Raw genomic sequence first — 18203 nt, 5'->3', positions numbered from 1 at the left:
CTACTCGACCACGATCAAAGGGACAAACATGACCGTCATTGGTTACGCACGCGTCTCCACCATCGACCAAGACCTGACTATCCAAGAGACTGCGCTGAAAGCGGCAGGCTGCGATCTGATCCGCTCTGAGAAGCGCACCGGCACCACCACCACCGGCCGCGAGGAGTTGCGCACTGTGCTCGACTTTCTGCGCTCCGGTGACGTGCTGATGGTGACACGCATCGACCGTCTTGCACGCAGCATCGGTGACCTGCAGGACATTGTGAGGGCCGTGAAGGCGCGCGGTGCATCCCTGAGGGCCACGGAGCAACCCATCGACACCAGCACGGCGGCGGAAAGTGCTTCCTAGACATGCTCGGTGTGCTCGCCGAATTCGAGACCAATCTACGCAGAGAGCGGCAGCTAGAGGGCATCTCAGATGCCAAGGCACCCACCTGACGGCCTTGCCTCGGTCTTAGTCGTTACATTCAGCGAGAGGCGCCGACAGAACTGAATTGCTTCGGGTACCTTGATATCTATGAACGGTGACACAGGCTGTCCGGTCGCCCACAGCAGTCTATACTCACATTGTGCGGAGTATCGACTGTGCTTGATGAAGTACTCCTCCGGTCCTCCAACCGTGTTCATCGTGTCGCGGAGCATGTCCATGCTAATGTTGCCATCTGGCACTCTGTACTTGTCCAATAGTTCCTCTGCCGTAAGGTGGCCGCCTACAGACCTGGTGATCGTCGTTTCATCTTGATAGATGGCGATACCTTCAAGGCCGCGAACAAAGGGTATCTTGGTGGACACGGTGTTCGCGAACGCAGTGATGTCGTCAATGACTAAGCAAGCATCGTACTGCGGAAAGAGCTTTCGCATTTCTGCCGTGTTGTTTAGCGTGCCACACAAGACATAACAATCGCTGCCTCCTGAACCGTTACCATCGTAAGGTTCTTGCCAAGTCCAAAGCGTATTCCAGTCCCTTCCTGAGCATCTTGCCGCTGCTCATCAGGATGCTTCGCGAACTGGCTGAACGAGGAAAGCCGTAGCGATCCATCCTTGAAAAACGCCTCAACATACTGAGCCTCCAAGAAGCGGTACAGGCGCGGTCTCAAGACGGTCCATGGTCGATTGAACTGGATGTTAAAGCTCGGCGGCGACGCTGTGGGATGCTTTCCAAGTTCTTCGATCATAGCGCGATGGTATCTGCTTCCCTCCGTTTGTAGTTGGGTCAGAAAGCGTGCAGGCTGGAGCAATGCAAACGCGCGAAGCCAGCGTCGCGCGTTGCAGCAATGACCATTTCGGGCCAGCGGTTCAGCGCGCCGACCTTCGTGGGTTTCGGAATTTTTCCTTCGGCCAGCCAACGCGCGAACGTTGACGGCGCCCGAGTACGGCTAGGTAAAGATCGCGCCCACCGAGGCGGTGGGGATGAGGGAAGTCAGCAGGAATTTCGACGCGAGGCGCGCTCACGCGGGTCGGATGGCTCATTTGGATGACCTGAGCTAGAGGAACTTTTGGGCTCAGGACACCGCCCCCGCAGAGACGGCTGACAATCTAATGGCACTCTCGCACTGTCCGGTTCGCGTCTCTTGCGAGGGACGCTTCGGCAATTCGCTTGCGCGAACCATAGGCTCTTTCCCATGTTAGGACTTCGGCTGGTAGGCGTGCCATCCGCCCCCTGGTCCTGACCGCAGAATATGTCCATTCCTACGGAGCTTGCTTTCTGTATATCGGCGATTGCCCGAAATTATCAACTTAATGGACACGGGCTTTTTGGACAGCCGAGCCAATTTTCTCCTCCCGGGAAGCCCCCCAAGCGGCCTTGGTTTTGTCCATTAAGTTGCACTTTTCCCGAAAAGCGCCGCTTAGTGAGGGTGAGATTTCACCCCGGGTAGGCGATGGCACTTGAGGCCCGACAAAACTGTGGACGGACCACGGCAGGTTTACCCGCCCCCCAGGGGCAGCGTAAGCTTGATCCTGACGTGCTCGCGTTCGTCGAGGCTTTGGCCCGGTACGCGGCGCGTAAGGACCATGAGGCCCAAACGAGGAAGTGATGCGTGCCGCGATCTATGCACGGTATTCTTCCGATAATCAGAACGGCCGATCAGTAGACGACCAAATTGCGCTCTGTCGGGACATCTGCCAGCGCGAAGGCTGGTCCGTTACGGCGGCGTTTGAGGACCGCGCTATCTCAGGCGCGTCAACCGCCAACCGGCCGGGCTTTAAGGAAATGATGCGCGCCCTAGAGCGGCGCGGGTTTGACGTTCTCGTCATCGAAGACATGGACCGCATCTTTCGCGATCAGGCGGACTACCACGCCGCCCGCAAGCGCTTTGAGTATCACGGCGTTGCGATTCACAGCGCATCGGGCAAGATCGGCAAGCTTGACGGCTCGCTCCGCGCGTTGATGGGCGAATATTTTATCGACAATCTGAAGGTCCACGTTGTGCGCGCAATGGAAGGCGTCGTGCGCGACGGCAGGTATGCAGGAGGCAAGGCGTACGGCTATCAGCCCGTGCCCGGCAAGCGGGGCGAACTTCAGATTGTCGAAGAGCAAGCGACCGTCATCCGTCGCATCTTCAAAGAGTACATTGAAGGTCGCACCGTGCGCGACATCGCGGGACGGCTAAACAAGAATGGCGTTGCGCCTCCGAGCGGCTTGCGCTGGAACGCGTCAACGATCCAAGGCAGCGCGCAACGTGGCAGCGGCATTCTGCAAAACGAGGGCTCGGACTCAATTGATCCAATAGGCAACGATGGCGGCGAGATGGACGGCAGCCAAGAAGTTCCTGGCTAGTTTGTCGTAGCGAGTTGCGACACGCCTGAAATCCTTGAGGCGGCAGAAACAGCGCTCGATGACGTTGCGCCCCTTGTAGGCGCGTTTGCTGAAGCTGTGGAGAGTGACCCTGTTGGATTTGTTTGGAATGACGGGCTTGGCACCACGATCGACGATTTCGGCTCGAAAGCCGTCGCCGTCGTACCCTTTGTCGCCAATGAGGGCAGACATGGGTGGCGCGAGGCCCAAAAGGGCTGGCGCTGCGGCAATATCAGCGTCCTGGCCTGGAATGAGATGAAATGCGCAAGGTCTGCAGTCAGGGTCGCTCAGCGCGTGGATTTTCGTGGTCCGCCCGCCGCGCGAGCGGCCGATCGCTTGTTCATGCTCCCCCCTTTCCGCCGCTCGCCGAGCGATGCGCTTTGATCGTGGTGGAGTCGATGGACAAAGTCAGGCCGTCTTTGCCGCAGCGGGCGAGCGCTTCAAAGATCGCCCGCCAATGTCCGCGCTTGGCCCAGCGATTGAAACGATTGTAGATCGTCGTGTACGGACCATAGTCGGGCGGGCAATCGCGCCAGCGTGCGCCGCACTGAAGCATGTGAATGATACCGCTGATGACGCGTCGATCGTCGTCGCGCACCGGTCCGGTCTGGTTCGTTGGCAGATGCGGCTCTATCACAGCCCATTGCTTGTCGTTGAGCCAGAACAGTCCTTTGCGCATCGAAGTCCCCCGCGTGGAATCAACCCGCTGCGAGGGAATCAGAGTTCGCTAATTAGGTACAGACCCGAAATCTACGTTGGGCAAATCGTCTGGAACAAAGTCAGCATGGTCAAAGACCCGACCACTGGCAAACGGCTGTCGCGCCCTCCCCCCCCCTGCGAAGCACAAGCGAGCTGACGCGCCGCACCTCCGCATTATCAGCGATGAGACGTGGGCAGCCGTGCGCGCGAAGCGTCGGAGCATCGTCAAGCCGACGATGCACCGTGTGCCGCGTTTACTGAGTGGCTTGCTTCGCTGTCCCGCGTGCGGCGGGGGCATGGGCTCAGTAGGCCTGCACCGTGGCGAACCGCGCGTGCAGTGCTCGACGTACCGCGAGAGCGGATCGTGCACCAACAGCCGCATGGTCAACCGCAATAAGATTGAAACGGCCGTGCTCGAAGGGCAGCGCGAAGTCCTGAAGGACCCCGGGTACTGGAAGCACTATCTGAAGGTCTACAACGATGAACGCGTTCCGTGGCAAAAGCGGCAAGCTGATCAAGATCCTTTGGTACCATTGCAGTTGATACGGAGTGCTGAGGATCCACCTAAGAGGAACGCAGCCAAAGTGAGTTCAATTGTTATGGACGTCGCTTTCGTCGCATCAGCTTAGGCCTGACGACGTTTTTACGCGCCGTATACCTCAATGCGCAGCAATCCGGCGACGTGCATCGAATAGCCTGCGGGCACGACACTGGGCTTCAAGGTCGCGCCGAGCGCAATGAGAAGGATGTGCCTGCACAGATTGGCTTCACGGTTCGCCGGCGCTGTGACAGCGTTGCTTGCCGGCAGCGCGGTGACAAATTCCGCCAACTGCCCGCGGCAGTATGCGCTCGGCACATCGCGCGTGCTCGCTGTCGATGCGGAGACCTATCCGCGCGTGGGGCTGGGAAGCTTTCCAGAAACCCTTCCTCTGGCGGACCATGAGGTCGTCCTCACCTTCGATGATGGGCCACGGCCCCCGAATACAGAAAAGGTGCTGACGGCGCTCGCGCAGGAATGCGTGCGGGCCACGTTCTTCCTGGTCGGCAGGTCCTCCGCAGCATTTCCCGAGCTCGTCCGCCGCATTGCCACCGAGGGGCACACCGTTGGGCACCATAGCTGGTCGCATCCTATGATGTCGAAGATTCCGCTCGAACAGGCTACGGAAGATATCGATCGAGGCATTGCGGCTGATGAACTGGCGCTCAACGGCGTCTCGATCACAACTCCGTCAACACATTTCTTTCGGTTTCCCTATTTCGACTCGCCCCCTGCGGTGCTCGACCATTTGAAGTCACGCGGGATTGCAGTGTTCGGTGCTGACCTTTGGGCGAGCGATTGGGAGAATATAACCCCGGATCAAGAACTACGGAATCTGATCGAGCGGCTAACGACCGCGAGAAAGGGTGTCATTCTGCTGCACGACACCCAGGCCCGAACGGCCGCCATGATGCCAGCGTTCTTGCGCTACCTGCATGAAAACGAATATCGGATAGTACATCTGGTGCCGGCTGCCCCGACCGTGACGAACGCTGAGATACCCCCTTAACCTGAACGACTCGCCCCTGTCGCGCGGACGACGGGGGGTCGTGAACCTAGCAGGCTAGATAGTCGGGGTGAAAGATCACGCCGACTTAGGTCAGTCGGGGGGCTAGGCGCCAGCTTCTGCTCACCATTTTCTACTTGCGAACGGCGGGGCAGAACGTTGAAAAGAGCTACATCGACTTCGCGACGAATTCGATCGGCGCCTTGGACATTGAGGCGATGCCTATGGTCGCTGCCTCGACCACGACTCTGGCGATCCGCATCGACCCCCACTATGGTCAGTCATTCGCCGCAGTGTCGCGCACTTCAGCGAGCTCTTACATTCCTGTTTGCAACACTTCCCCTGGATGCAGGCGCGGACATCGAAGTTTCGTCAATCCTCCGACGAGGCTTCAACTGGCACAGCGAAACCTACCTTTACGCGGTCTACTACGACCATCGTCTTGACCGCCTTGATGTTTGGGTTCGTATAGAAGAACCGCCTGGTGAACTGCTCATAGTCCTCCATGGTGGGCGCAGTAATGTATAAAAGGAAGTCCGCGTCGCCAGTAACGTAGAATCCATTCACGACTTCAGCGGACGATTTGATGGCCTTTTTGAACTTATCGACTATTTCCGAACTTTCCCGCTCCAGGCTTACCAGCAGTAGCATTTGAATGGGTCTGCCAACCGCCTTCGGCGAAACGATCGAGATGTCGGCCTCGATGATGCCTTCCGAGCGGAGTCGCTTCAGTCGTCGCTGACACGCGGTAGCGGAAAGCCCGACCATTTCGCCGATGACATCGGAGGTCAGTCGGTTGTTCTTTTGCACGATCTCGAGGATGCGGGCGTCTATTCGATCGTATCGCATACTTGCTGCCACGGAGATGAACTTCATTGATAAATGCCACCGGTATGCAGAAAATCGACCGAATAAACAAGAAATGCAACGGTTTTCGACACGTCGCCTGCTTCCCGGACCCATGAGAAGTCATTGCGGGCCATCCCAAGGAAGCCCATCTGGTCCCGTTGAAGTTGTGATCGTCAGAATCATCTCGGGATTGAGCACGCCAAGAGAGGACTTCCGCCGCGAGCCGGTTTTAACGGTAAGCGCTGTTCGGGTGGGGTGACGGGGTGATCTGCGAGGCTGCGGTTCGGTTTGGACCGTTAGGTTTAGAATGGACACAGTGCATACTACTATCACGGAGTCGGTGCGGCGGCTCGAGTTCTTCAACCGAGCCGGCCGTGGGCGAAAGTGGAACGACGAGGACAAGGCCCGGGTTCTTGCGGAGATCGTTACGAGTGGCGACTCGGCCGGGTAACGCGACAGTGCCGCGGCAGTTGTTTTGCTGGCGCCGTCAGTTGCGAGAGGCAGCGCACGGTCATTTCGAAACAGAAAAAGTACAGTTTGCGCTGGCGGTGGTGGATGCCGTAGTGCCGGCGGCCGCTCTTGGGCGCGAGCGCAAAGCGGTGCGCCGCAAGGCCAAGGGCGGAGTCATCGAGATCGACGTTGACGGCATCACGATCCGGGCCCGCCGTGGTGCGGACCGGACGATGATTGCGTCGATCATCCAGGCGCTGAAGGTGAGGTGGTGAGCGGGCCGTCGGGTGCGGTCCGGGCGATGGTGGCGATCAAACCGGTAGACTTCCGCAAGGGAATGGAGGGGCTTGTTACCCCGGTGTGCGAAGCATGGGGGCAAATCCGTTCTCGAGAACTGTCTATGTGTTCCGGGCCAAGCGGGCGGATCGGATCAAGCTGGTGTTCTGGGCCGCAACGGGCCCGTGTTTGTTCGTTAAGCGGCTCGAGGATGGGATCTTCCGCCGGCCGAAGTTCGAGTATGGCGTAGTGCTTGTCGGCGGCGCAATTGTCGGCATTGCTCGAAGGCTTCGACTGGCGGCGTGTCCACGCGCGACGAGAGACGCCGGCGCTGACGCAGCTGGATAGTTGTTGGCGGCGCTGCGGCGAAGTGAATCGGGAGCGCCAGACGCGTCGCCGTGATGGCGGCGAATATGCTTTGAATTGGCTGTTAGCGAGGCCCTGCCTGACGATCCGAGACATGCAAAGCTGCTTTGTAGCGCGGCAATCTGGGTAGGAAGTCTTCTATCCTGATCGCCGCGCGACACTGCTTGCCGAACGGTGCGAGAGCGAACGACTGCGTCAGATCATCAAGGAATTGCAGCGGCATCGGTTTGGCCGGCCAGCAGAGACGCTGCGTGAAGATCAGATGCTGCTAGGCCTGGAGGACGTCGAGCGGGTGACAGCGTACAGCGAGATGGCGCAGGACGTCAGCGCAGCTGAAGGCCGTGAGGTGCGAGCCGTAGGCGCCGCGGCAACCGTGACACGTTGCCGACGCACCTGGCGCGGATCGAGGTCGTCGTCGACATCGAGAACAAGACCTGTCCCTGCTGCCAGGGCGAGTTACATTGGATTGGCGAGGATAGAAGCGAGCGGCTGGACCTGGTCCGGGCGCAGTCCCGGATCCTCGTGACGCGTCCCAAATACGCCTGCCGTACAAGACGGTGTCATACAGGCACCGGCTCCGATACGGTTGATCGAGGGCGGACTGCCGACCGAAGCGACCGTCGCCCGGGTTCTGGTGTCCAAATATGCCGATCACCTGCCGCTCTACCGGCAGGTGCAGATCTACGCCCGCCAGGGGATTGAGCTCGATCGTTCGGCCCTGGCGGACTGGGTGCGGCAGGCAGCCTTCCATCTGCGTCCGTTACATGAGCGCCTCCTTGGCAAGCTCAAGCGACGGCCAAGCTGTTCGCCGACGACACGACGATGCCAGTGCTCGATCGCGCACCAAGACGGGTCAGCTCTGGGCCTATGCGGCGGACGACCGGCCATGGGGCAGGCGACGATCCGCCGGGCGTCGCCCATGTCTATGCCCTCCGACCGCCTGCCACCTAAGTGGCGGGGTCGACCGGAGTGAGCTTAGCCAATGGTCCCGAGCGCCACCATGGTGCAGACGGCGACTGGCCGAAGTTCCCCGCGCGCTCCACTTGCGGCGGCGCATAGCGCGTCGTTCTTTAGCTTCAATCACTAGGCTCGCGTTGCTTCAGGCACAGCGGTCAATGAAACAACTGCGTGCGGAGCTTCCTAAGCTCTCCGTCAAAGTCTGCTTTGTACTCCGTGGGACGCATTAAGCCAGTGCGACCCGCGAACCATTTCTGGTCGGCCTCCCGGCGGGCCGTGAAACGGTCCACGCATTTCCTGGAGCAAAGAACAGTTCGCCAAGAGTAGTGGCGGATCAGCCCGAACTGTCCGCCGCAGACGCCGCAGCGCTTTACTGTACCACGGAGGGTATTATGAGAGCTGTTGTGCATTCTCGCCTCCTGCTGATGCCATGCGGATAGTCGCCGCGCATCCTCGTGGCGCCGCACCTCGGCCGCACGTCACGTGCGGCGTCGGCATTTCAAGTGCCACTGCATGAACTGACACCGGCGCGACAGTTGACATGTGCGACTGCTTGGCGAAGCGGCACGCTGTATCCCGTGCCTCGCCAGCCAAATCTTGAGGTTAAAATATACCGATGTTGCAATCCTAGTTGATGCGCTTTGTCGCTGTAATCCTGCGTCTAACTCGGATCAGTCAACGAAATTCGACTCATCTGGCGGCGGCTGCGCATAGCTGCGATCGCATTAATCTCCGACCGGATGGACGGGACGCGCCAAAAATTCTCCGCGAGCGGGGGAGAATATTGACGTGTCATTCTGAGCTGCTTGAATCCGCCCAGGGAGCGGTCTCGCTGGGACTTTTGCTGTGAGCTTGCCTTGACCAGGAGTTCGGCAGACATCACCGCCCGCCTCGAATCTCCCTTTACGACAGGAGGACGAGCACATGAAATACCCGATTGGACTACTCCTCTCCGTGTTACTCCTCGATCCAGCGCTGGCTCAGAAAACTCAGCGAGAACCTATGCTGATTGAGCAGATACGGCCCGGAGTGACCTACGAGGATTGCGTCACCCGCTGCCAAAAGTGCGGAAGCGGCAAGAATCCGTACTGCATCAAGAATTTCTGCACCGGTTATCCTCACCGAAAGCCCGGCGCGGCACCGTTGCCAGTGGTCTGCCCACAGTACTCATAGGCCTGTCACAGTTGGGAGCCTCCTTAATTCGGCGAATGTCGCCGTGTTAAAGCTCCCGATGAACGCGTTCTGCATGGGCTTGCCCCGCGATGTAGTGCTAGGTAGCGCGGCTCTGTATCGGCTTACGTCAGAATTGCGTTGCTGTGAGTTCGGTGTCGTTGTCCCTGACCAGCGTCTTGGGCTTCCCGCGTTCGGTGACCAGCCTGCGGTCTAGCTCCCGCGCCACCCGGGTGCCGGGAGCAAGGGACCGGCCACCAGTGCCAGACACTCGCCGGTGCAATCGTCGACCACGGTCAGAATACGGAAGGGACGGACGTCGGTCAGCTGGTCCGATAGAAAGTGGAGCCTCCAACGATCGTTGGAGATCATCGGCGGCATAGTCCCGATTGCCCGCTTACGGCCGCCACGGCGCCGTAGCCTTGTGGTTGACCAGATAGCCCTCCCGCTTGAGCAGCACGCGCGGGCGTCGATATCCGAAACGGCGACCTACCTCGGCGATCACCCTCACGCGCTTGGCGTTGGCCGGCATCATCCGCCCGGGTCACCTTGTAGCTCATCGTCATTAAGCAGCAGCCGATGCCTTTACACGCCCGCCGTTCGCACATCAAGGCTCCACGGAGATGGGCGACAGCTTTCCGCCGCTGCGGGCGTCACCATTTCTTTCCAAGAACGGCCTTCAAGGCAACGTTGTCCAGCACGGCATCGGCCAAGAACCGCCTCAGCCACTTCAGCGCTTGGTCTCCGACACCTCCATGGCGCCATATTTTGCCTTTCATTTGTGAATGCTGGCGCAGTTTGTTACTTAGATTCTCGGCCGGGCCGAGCAGCTGGCACTGCCGCTGCGCCGACATCTCTCCATGGCTGCGGTCGCCGAGCACGCGGCGATCCGGGCGCTCATCTCTAGTCACGTGAATCTAAAGTTCGCCACATAAAGTCTGCTGAGCTTTGTGACAGAAGCGTTTGACGGAAGCCAAAATCTGGTCTGCGGACTTGGTCCATTTGAAGGGCTTGGGATTTTTGTTGTGCAGGTCGATGAAGGTACGGATGTCGGCCTCGAGCTGCCTGACGGAGGTGTGAACACCTCGCTGGATCTGCTTTCTGGTGAGCTCAGCGAACTAGCGCTCGACCTGATTGATCCATGACGCGGAAGTCGGCGTGAAGTGGATATGATAATGCGGCCGGCGGGCGAGCCACGCTTTGATCTTGGGTGTCTTGTGGGTGGCGTAATTGTCCATGACGATATGGACCTCGAGCCCTTCAGGGACTTGAGCGTCGATCTCTTTGAGGAACTTCAAGAACTCGACCGCCCGGTGACGCTTGTAGCATTTGCCGATGACAAACCCCGAGGCGACATCAAGTGCAGCAAACAGCGTGGTCGTGCCATGCCGCACATAGCTGTGCGTGCGACGTTCCGGTACGCCAGGCATCATCGGCAAGACCGGCTGCTCGCGATCGAGTGCCTGAATCTGACTTTTCTCATCGATGCTGAGGACAAGGGCTCGGTTCGGCGGGGACAGATAAAGGCCGACGATGTCGCGTACCTTGTCGACGAACAGCGGATCGCTCGATAACTTGAATGTCTGGCTACGGTGCGGCTGCAAGCCGAACGCCGCCCACATTCGGCGGATCGTGGTGTGGGAAAAGCCGGTTTCCGCAGCCATCGAGCGGATCGACCAGTGCGTCGCATCGGCTGGCGTCGTCCGCAACGTCCGCTCGATCACCGCGGCAACCTGATCGTCGTTGATGGTTCGAGGGCGACCAGGGCGGGCCTCGTCAAGCAGGCCGTCACAGCGATCCTTCAAAAATCGGCGACGCCACTTCCCAACGGTGTGTTCGTGGAGGCCGAGTTCGGCAGCCACAGACTTGCTTGGCAAGCCATCCGCACATCGCAGGATCGCGCGGCATCGCTCAGATAGCGACCGGGCAACGCGATGACGACGAACTTGCCTCTCCAGGTACGTCCGCTCCTGCTCGCTCAGCACTAACGGCGCAATCGGCCGGCCTCTCATACCTGCATTCGCCACAAGCGCTCTCCTCTACAGAGATTCGAGCTATCAACTAATGCGACGAACTTGCGTTCCAGATGACTAGGACCTCTTTCGGTAAAAAATACCGCTCGACGATCAACTGGCCGATCTTGGCGTGCAGCTTCTCAATGTCGCGCTCGCGCTGCGCCGTCGCCGATGCAGCTCCCGAACGGGCGTGCCGCCTGATTCAGAAGCCGCATCTTCCAAACGGAAATCTGGTTCGGGTACCCCTGTTAGCGTTGCGCCAGATCGGCCACCGTCGCATGCTTTCGCAGCGCCTCCAGCGCGATCTTCGCCTTCGGCGCCGCGTCAATCTTCCGCCTCGTCCTCTGCGTCATTCTCCACTGTGTCGTTTGCGACGGAACGGCCCAAAAGCCAATTAGTCAACCGGTCCGATTCGGGTCCACATCAGTGAAAAGATCATGCCGATGGTTCACCGCGCACAGCGGCAGAATGGCGAAATAAAGTGGACAGCGGCAAGAGTGCTCGCGCGCTGCTCAGCCTGGGCCGGGGAGTGCGTTGCGCTGATTCCCTGACAATGTTGCGCGCTCGCTAAACCCGTCCAGCTTCACAGGCCAGGCACCGTGTGTGTATCGCTCTCCTTTGTCGCGCGCCGCCTCGATTCGCCTCTCTCTTCCTCGCGATCACCCCGGCACACAAGTACTCTTGTACAATCGCGCTTTCCGGTCACCGTAAACACCCGCCTCCGACTGGAGGCTCGGCCTTGTTGCGCGCGACCATATATCGACACATGGGCAACACGCCTCTTATACCAGGCATCATTGGCTCTCGAAGGAGGCATCGGGCAAACAGGAAGCGGATTTGACCGGCCAGCCGTCGTGCAGGCCAAAGCCCGCTGAGTCTCTCTCGATCAGGCTGCGGCAACATAGCGTTGCGGCCCCAAATCGCTTTAACGTTCCCGTTTAGTCGATGAATTTGACGCTATGAGGGTAAGCGGACACATTGATATAGCGATGCGTTATTTCATCATCAACGGCAATGTCCTGTATCGCCACAATGCTCACCCATGTGCCGGACTCTCTATCAGCCCAAACTCTTTGTGCATTTGGGTTCGCGGAATGGTTCATTAGCGAACTCAAACCAAACACAATGTACCCCGTCAGAGGCTCGGTCTTACTGCTTTCGTGCCGCACGAAGTAGTACTCCAAGACTCCCGTACGATCTAACAGCTTGGCCGCAGCATGATCAAATCCCCAAGTAGGGGCGCGATCGATCACATCTCCGGTTTTGAATGCAATGTTTGCAAATACGCCGCGACCCTTTCGTGGCACAGTTTTGACGTACAGCGCGTTACTGCGATCAAAGACCTTTTCTTCCATTGAGTGTGTCTTACTAGTTTTGAACATTGATCTTCCCTTCGTTTCATTCCTCGTGGCAGATCGTATTCCGTGCGACGGACCCCTGACTGTGCAAGCCCGACTTCAGGTCCACCAGAGAACCACATCTGGGCTCGCAAACCCAAAAAAACAGTTCAGGAGAAGGCGAGGCTTCCCATTGCCTGATTGTCGGGTCACCCCATGAACGTAGCCGCCGTCGATGAGCGCGATATCTCCTGCTTTGAGCTGAAAATCGTGATAAGGAAGGTCCTCAAGATAAGCTGTCGAAAAGGGATAGCCTGTAGTCTCCAGGCCTTGCGATTTTCGGTCACTCTCTGTCGGTTTGTGGCTCCAGATGCGCAGATTGCCACCTTCATCGGGCATGCTGGGGTAGAAGTTCAGCGCTACAACCGTTTTGTTCGCCACCGGCCGGATCTCGCTATCGGCACATAGAACTTGGGCGACGTCATCGTGGGGCTCTAAGCAATACATCCCTGCGCCAGACCAGCAGATGGCACGACAAAGATTAGCTTGACCGTGCTCCGAACGAGCCAGCCGCAACTCAACTCCCTGTTTGTGAAGCTCGCCTTTCAGCGCATCGAATAACGCGCGGACCGGATCTACCAGATCCGCAAAAAGGGCTTCCACGAAAGGACGCGCACTTTCCGCCTCGGCAAAATAGGTGGCTGCATTCCTCCGGTAGTGCGATGCGCCGACGTATCGGCCGGGAACGCCATCTTTGCGCTCCTCGAGACCGGGGTTTCGATTAAAGTTCGTCGTGATGTCCTCGGCCAGCTCGGGACTGAATGCCTGTTTGATGTGCAGGCCGGTGATCTCACCCTTTAGGACTGAGATGATCTCCCCAAGTTTGATGGAGCCGGTTCGTTCCTTGGTCGTGAGACGCGAGATCGCTGGTACTTGAGACAGCTGGGCAGTTCCCATTGCCTTACTCCTGTATTGCCTGCTCGAGGATCGCGATGCCACGGTCGAGCTCGTCATCCGAGATTGTTATCGGCGGGAGGACTTTGATGACGTCTCGGTTTGGTCCCGAAGATTCAATCAGCAGTCCGTTTGCGAACGCGATATCGTGTGCGCGGTCGAAAATCGCGTGTGAGCGACACTTGAGTCCCGCCATCAGGCCGCGACCTCGCTTTTCTTCAATGCAATTTGGGAATTTCGCGACGAGATCATCAAGGTGTCGTTGCAGTTTGGCAGCTGTCCGCTCGACGCCATGAGTAAATTTGGTGCCTGACCACATTTTGCACATGGCGCCTGCAGTCACGAAAGCAAGATTGTTGCCTCTGAAGGTGCCGCTATGTTCTCCGGGTTTCCATACGTCTAGGTCGGGGCGAATCAAAACCATCGAGAGCGGATTTCCCGAGCCGCTTAGCGACTTTGAAAGACAGACGATGTCTGGCTCGATCTTTGCGAATTCGAAGGAGAAGAAATCACCTGTTCGGCCTGCTCCTGCTTGAATGTCGTCGACGATGAAAACGATGCCGTGGTCACGGCAGATGCGCTGAATATCCGTGAGCCAACGTGCCGATGCAGTGTTCATGCCGCCTTCTGCCTGGATCGTTTCCAGAATGATTGCGGCGGGTTTTTCTATGCCACTCCCGAGGTCGCCCAGGACGTAGTCGATGTAACTCGCTGAATCGAAAGCTCCGTTTGCATAGCCGTCATAGGGGACGCGGATCACATCGTGGCGAGCCACGCCGCCGAGCTCCCTGGTAGAGGCTGAACCTGATACAGCCAGGGAGCCAAGTGACATCCCGTGGAACGCATTTGTAAAGGCCATGACGCTGGAACGGCCGGTATATTTTCGGGCCAGCGCAAGCGCCGCTTCGTTAGCGCCTGTTCCAGTCGGTCCAGGAAATTGCAATTTGTACGAAAGACCCCTCGGCTTCAGGATCGTATCAACAAATACTTCGATAAATTCACGTTTCGCCGTGGTGTGCATATCAAGCGACAAAAGAATGTTCCCGCCCGCGAGATAATCAATTGCCGGTGCAAGGATATTGGGATTGTTGTGCCCGTAGTTGAGTGCGCCGGACCCCACAAGGAAATCAATATAGCTCTTGCCGCCCTCGTCCCAAATCGTCGCCCCAAGCGCCCTCGTAAAGACAGTGGGAAACGACCGGCTATAGCGACGAACATTAGATTCATGAGCAGAGAAAACGTCAACATTCATCTTGCGGATCCGTGTGCATGCATCTCTTGAGCGAAATGGACCGAACACGTTCAGTTTGCGACAAATGTCCAGACTGCAGCGACTGGTTCATCACGGTGCATTCCAGACCGTTGTTTCGATTCAGCTCCTGGCGAGTCTTTTATCTAAGACTCTGCGAACAACGAACCTACTAAGGCCGGTAGTCTTTGTTGCAGAGGCACTGACCTTGCCCCGCAATATGTGGAACGGCCGGCGTGCAAGAGCTTCTTCAGCCGATTTCACACATTGGGACCACGCCGTCATATCCCTGGCCTTTGCGCCCGGCACGTGGCCGCTGGGCTCGATGAGATTCGCGCAACGAGAAGCTAAATCAAGTTCACGCGTTTTAGCGCATGGGAGGCAGTAGCTTCACTCGCTTCGGGATTTCGTCCCATGGTTCATCGGCTGTTGTTGCACCTTGCCCTCTGCCGGCCAGCGCCGGTCAGATCGCCTTGGCGACTGCGTCCATCGGACGGCGGCCCGCAGTAGTCGACAGCGGGTTGGGGTGCCGGTAGGTTCCGCCTTTCTTCAGAAGGCGCAAATGATCCGCGCAGTTTTGTTGGCTTGCGCAACCGTGGCAACCTCGAACGACCGTCTGACGAATAGCGCCTCAGCCAGGGTCGCACCTGAGCGTCCTCGGCCGCTTCTCTGGGGCGTTGAAAGATCGAATCTCATCAGTCGCCCTGCTTTCTGGATCGGCTGATGGCGCTCGGGTGGTCGGAGGTTGAAGTGACCGATGATGATCTGGGCCGTTCAGCCACCAGCGGCGACCTGCCGGATTTGAGCGAATGGTAGTGGAGTTTGCCTTGGCAAGGCTGGTGCGGTTTGCTCCCGCAATATCGCGCTTCGCCAACAACAGCCGGGATTGGCAGCAGACGCGTGGGCGATACCGTTCTGGTCGATCAGGAGACGATTTATGCGCCGAGGCACGGCACCGCCTCCCTGCTGCTCGGGCTCAAAGGCAGCCTCAATGAGTACGAGCTGGATCTGTTGCGCCAGCGCTCGCTCTCGGCCCGCTACGAGAAGGCGCGCTGGGGCGAGTTGGTTGTGGCGGCGCCATATCCCGCACTTCAACTGCGCCTGGATGGATAACGACGGCCTCATGGCATCGCCTTCCGCGGATTGCGCGTCGATGATGCAGTCGATACTGCTTGCTTTTCCGTCCGGGCGCTACGCCGCCGCAACCGCGGCCGCCAAGGAAGCCGGCATCAGATGCGCGATGCTCTCAGCCGCGAGGTCGAAGCAGCGTGCTATGGCGCCGACCGGGCCTTGCAGTAATTGAATGCGGCTGCCCCTGCTAGCCGGTTGGTGGCGAGCGAGCGTGAAGCGCGCTGGAACAAGGCACTTCCCATGGCGCAGAGGAAGAACGCAAGAGCCACCTACGACACTGTACGACCGAGGGCTGCCGCTGATCCAGCGACGCCTTGCGCCGCTGGCCACTGCTCTAAAGACTGTCTGAACGGCGCCTACAACCGATGCACGGCTGAAGAAGTGCGTCGTGGGCATCCCGATCGACGAAGTCGTGGCCGATGTAGCCTCGGAGATCGTTCTCATCGTCCACGACGAGGGTGACGCCACAGCGAGCTGCGCTCGCCGACGCGCCGGCGGGGACAGCGCGGCAGCACCTCTACCGACAATCATCCAAGGCGCGCGTCGGCTGGTGCTGATCGGTAGCGACGAACTGATTGCGGCTTCCTCAACCGCAACGGCCTCTTGCGGGCAACAAGCGCCGGAGCCGCGTGCGCGTCACATCAATTAGCTCGAGGTACTGCGTCCCGGTGTTCAAGCCCGCGGAGGACGGGATCAAGCCTTGGCTCATCCTGAAGATTGCGTCCAAGACGCTCCGGCTCGCCTAACGCGGGAGAGATCCAATCTCTTCATCCGCTGTTGGATGGTCATTGGGTCTTTGCCCGCGCCGCCTCAGAGCGTCCGCCGTTCAATCGATCACCAAAGGGCGCGGCAAACCCAAAGCCCCGCAGGATCGCCTCCCAACCAGCGAAACCTCTTCTCATCAATCGCATAGCCAGACGGGTACTCCGATGCAGGTTTGACAATTGCGCCAAGTCTCCACATTTCCTGGGCCTCCAGAATGGGCATGAACCAGTGGGCGTTGAGGCATTCGGCCAGGAAGCGGCAGTTGAAGGCTGGATAAAGACGTTGTCGGTCGGCTTTCCGAGCCGCGAGAGGCGAGAAGACCAGCGTGCCGCGGCCCGCGCTGATGGCCCACAGGGTAAGATCGCGGGAAACGAACTCGCTGCCTTGATCGACGCGGATCGTTGCCGGAAAACCCGCTTTTAGCTGAAAATCGAAAGGCCCCGAGGCACCGTCGACAACCGCCGAAGTCAAGGCATGTGGCGTAGGCCGTTCTGTTGGTTAAGCGCAAGCACGCGCACGGCTCTCAATATGATTGAGAAGGACTGTGGGACACTTGGCGCAGCTGTTCGTCTGGTATTTCCTAAGGGCGGCTCCCCAAGCAGTTTCTAAGTCAAACCCCGGGTACCGGACGTTTCCGACAACAAGTTTATGCCTGTCGGGATCACCGATCGCGCAAGAACAGGGATAGAGGTCGCCGTTTGTAGAGAGATAGCCGGAAGCGAAATGACAGTTGCATTCGGTGAACCGAACGTTCGGCGGCTGCGTTGTCACTTCGACGAGAATCGGCGTTAGCAGCTCAAGGCGCGTCGAGCCCTGTGCAGCCATTGCGATTAGTGCCGTCTGAAGTTCTTTAACTTCCTCAGCCGAGACCAAACATTCGTCTTCGTAGTCGAGAGCGGCACCTACAGCGAACATCGGCATGATTCTGAAAGTGTCGACGCCGATCGATGACAATGCGCGATAGGCGTCCAACGCCCCATGGATGTTGTGCCGATTCACAATCATCCTAGCCTGCACCGAGGCCCCGCAATTAACTGCCTCTGCCATCTGCCGGAGTGCCGTTTTGTGAACTCCCCGCTTTGTCTGAACGCGGTCAAGCGCCTGCGCGTTTGCAGCATCAAGACTGAATTGAAAGGCAAGCTTGTCGCGATCGTCGAAGATTGATGCGACATCCCGAACTGGAACCTGACCAAGTCCACCAGTGTTCAGCTGGACATGAATGCCTCGTCTGTTCGCAGCGTGTGCCATCAGGGCTGCGGAGCGCGGAAACACGATTTTGAGAAGCGGCTCACCGCCGGTTACGATGACTTTTTCCAACCTATGTCGTTCAACGAGGAGGTCCACGAAATTCGTAATTTCTTTGATAGTCAACTGTGATGGATCCCGGCGTTTCCTGGATTGATTTCTATACTGTTCGGGAACGTAGCAGTGTTTGCAATGAAGATTGCAGTAGGAGGATACACTTATTTTGACTTGACCAAAAACGGGCGGAGGCAAGTTGCGAAACGGCATGAAGTCCTTTCAACTTTTCTGAGGGCGGAGCAGGATTTATGCCAGCACGAGGCGAACGGAATTGTTGGCGGCCTTTGGGCACAATGTCGCGGCCGAAACAGCCTGTTGAGTTCGATACGTCGTCCCTTCGAG

14 protein-coding genes and 6 pseudogenes are annotated in these 18203 nt (G+C 58.4%); 9 read left to right on the top strand and 11 right to left on the bottom strand.

Annotation, left to right across the window (positions count from 1 at the left end; all coding sequences use genetic code 11):
* Positions 1-28: 28 nt before the first annotated feature.
* Positions 29-429: pseudogene (locus AC5V87_RS07785) on the top strand (recombinase family protein); the annotation flags it as partial.
* Here the strand turns inward: AC5V87_RS07785 and AC5V87_RS07780 are convergent.
* Together AC5V87_RS07780 and AC5V87_RS07775 are read right to left on the bottom strand one after the other, a co-directional pair.
* Positions 415-792 (bottom strand): hypothetical protein, encoded by a 378-nt coding sequence (locus AC5V87_RS07780; protein ID WP_495372047.1) that lies wholly within the window; start codon positions 790-792, stop codon positions 415-417. The pseudogene AC5V87_RS07785 and the gene AC5V87_RS07780 sit on opposite strands and share 15 nt — an antisense overlap.
* 83 nt (positions 793-875) lie before the next feature.
* Complete coding sequence (locus tag AC5V87_RS07775; protein WP_495370531.1) at positions 876-1175, bottom strand: hypothetical protein; 300 nt, start codon at positions 1173-1175, stop codon at positions 876-878.
* An 860-nt stretch (positions 1176-2035) separates the two neighbouring features.
* On the opposite strand from AC5V87_RS07775, the gene AC5V87_RS07770 reads away from it, so the two are divergent.
* Positions 2036-2779, top strand: coding sequence for a recombinase family protein (locus AC5V87_RS07770; RefSeq protein WP_495370530.1), 744 nt, complete (start codon positions 2036-2038; stop codon positions 2777-2779).
* Here the strand turns inward: AC5V87_RS07770 and AC5V87_RS07765 are convergent.
* Positions 2717-3476 (bottom strand): annotated as a pseudogene (locus tag AC5V87_RS07765) (IS5 family transposase). The gene AC5V87_RS07770 and the pseudogene AC5V87_RS07765 sit on opposite strands and share 63 nt — an antisense overlap.
* Positions 3477-3732: 256 nt before the next feature.
* On the opposite strand from AC5V87_RS07765, the gene AC5V87_RS07760 reads away from it, so the two are divergent.
* Complete coding sequence (locus AC5V87_RS07760; protein ID WP_495371848.1) at positions 3733-4125, top strand: recombinase zinc ribbon domain-containing protein; 393 nt, start codon at positions 3733-3735, stop codon at positions 4123-4125.
* Between the two features lie 108 nt (positions 4126-4233).
* Positions 4234-5043 (top strand): polysaccharide deacetylase family protein, encoded by an 810-nt coding sequence (locus AC5V87_RS07755; protein WP_495370529.1) that lies wholly within the window; start codon positions 4234-4236, stop codon positions 5041-5043.
* A 369-nt stretch (positions 5044-5412) separates the two neighbouring features.
* On the opposite strand, the gene AC5V87_RS07750 is transcribed toward AC5V87_RS07755, so the two are convergent.
* Positions 5413-5889: an Lrp/AsnC family transcriptional regulator gene (locus AC5V87_RS07750; RefSeq protein ID WP_071917732.1), complete on the bottom strand. Its 477-nt coding sequence runs from the start codon at positions 5887-5889 to the stop codon at positions 5413-5415.
* A 458-nt stretch (positions 5890-6347) separates the two neighbouring features.
* Between AC5V87_RS07750 and AC5V87_RS07745 the strand changes: the two genes are divergently transcribed.
* The 3 genes and pseudogenes from AC5V87_RS07745 to AC5V87_RS07735 all read left to right on the top strand — a co-directional run.
* On the top strand, positions 6348-6614 hold the full coding sequence (locus AC5V87_RS07745; protein ID WP_495370528.1) for a hypothetical protein: 267 nt from the start codon (positions 6348-6350) through the stop codon (positions 6612-6614).
* A 94-nt stretch (positions 6615-6708) separates the two neighbouring features.
* Positions 6709-6963, top strand: a complete 255-nt coding sequence (gene tnpB, locus AC5V87_RS07740; protein WP_495370527.1) for an IS66 family insertion sequence element accessory protein TnpB — start codon at positions 6709-6711, stop codon at positions 6961-6963.
* A 178-nt stretch (positions 6964-7141) separates the two neighbouring features.
* Positions 7142-7911, top strand: a pseudogene (locus AC5V87_RS07735) (IS66 family transposase); the annotation flags it as partial.
* Positions 7912-9108: 1197 nt separating this feature from the next.
* Here the strand turns inward: AC5V87_RS07735 and AC5V87_RS07730 are convergent.
* The 5 genes and pseudogenes from AC5V87_RS07730 to ectB all read right to left on the bottom strand — a co-directional run.
* Positions 9109-9883, bottom strand: a pseudogene (locus tag AC5V87_RS07730) (transposase family protein); the annotation flags it as partial.
* A gap of 142 nt (positions 9884-10025) precedes the next feature.
* A pseudogene (locus tag AC5V87_RS07725) lies at positions 10026-11135 on the bottom strand (IS630 family transposase).
* 926 nt (positions 11136-12061) lie between these two features.
* A complete protein-coding gene (locus AC5V87_RS07720; protein ID WP_495370526.1) occupies positions 12062-12478 on the bottom strand; it encodes an SET domain-containing protein-lysine N-methyltransferase in 417 nt (138 codons plus the stop codon).
* Between the two features lie 102 nt (positions 12479-12580).
* Positions 12581-13417: a 2OG-Fe(II)-dependent halogenase WelO5 family protein gene (locus tag AC5V87_RS07715; protein WP_495370525.1), complete on the bottom strand. Its 837-nt coding sequence runs from the start codon at positions 13415-13417 to the stop codon at positions 12581-12583.
* 4 nt (positions 13418-13421) lie between these two features.
* Positions 13422-14666, bottom strand: a complete 1245-nt coding sequence (ectB, locus tag AC5V87_RS07710) for a diaminobutyrate--2-oxoglutarate transaminase (protein WP_495370524.1) — start codon at positions 14664-14666, stop codon at positions 13422-13424.
* Between the two features lie 897 nt (positions 14667-15563).
* Between ectB and AC5V87_RS07705 the strand changes: the two genes are divergently transcribed.
* Both AC5V87_RS07705 and AC5V87_RS07700 read left to right on the top strand, forming a co-directional pair.
* A complete protein-coding gene (locus AC5V87_RS07705; RefSeq protein ID WP_495370523.1) occupies positions 15564-15776 on the top strand; it encodes a hypothetical protein in 213 nt (70 codons plus the stop codon).
* A gap of 406 nt (positions 15777-16182) precedes the next feature.
* The gene (locus tag AC5V87_RS07700; RefSeq protein WP_495370522.1) at positions 16183-16443 is read left to right on the top strand and encodes a hypothetical protein; all 261 of its coding nucleotides are present in this window, start codon (positions 16183-16185) and stop codon (positions 16441-16443) included.
* 305 nt (positions 16444-16748) lie between these two features.
* Here AC5V87_RS07700 and AC5V87_RS07695 read toward each other — a convergent pair.
* A pseudogene (locus AC5V87_RS07695) lies at positions 16749-16979 on the bottom strand (IS3 family transposase); the annotation flags it as partial.
* Between the two features lie 78 nt (positions 16980-17057).
* Positions 17058-18071: a radical SAM protein gene (locus tag AC5V87_RS07690; protein ID WP_495370521.1), complete on the bottom strand. Its 1014-nt coding sequence runs from the start codon at positions 18069-18071 to the stop codon at positions 17058-17060.
* Positions 18072-18203: the final 132 nt, after the last annotated feature.

It is taken from the genome of Bradyrhizobium sp. SOJA106 (assembly GCF_059448745.1).
This window is presented reverse-complemented; position numbering and strand designations above follow the sequence as displayed.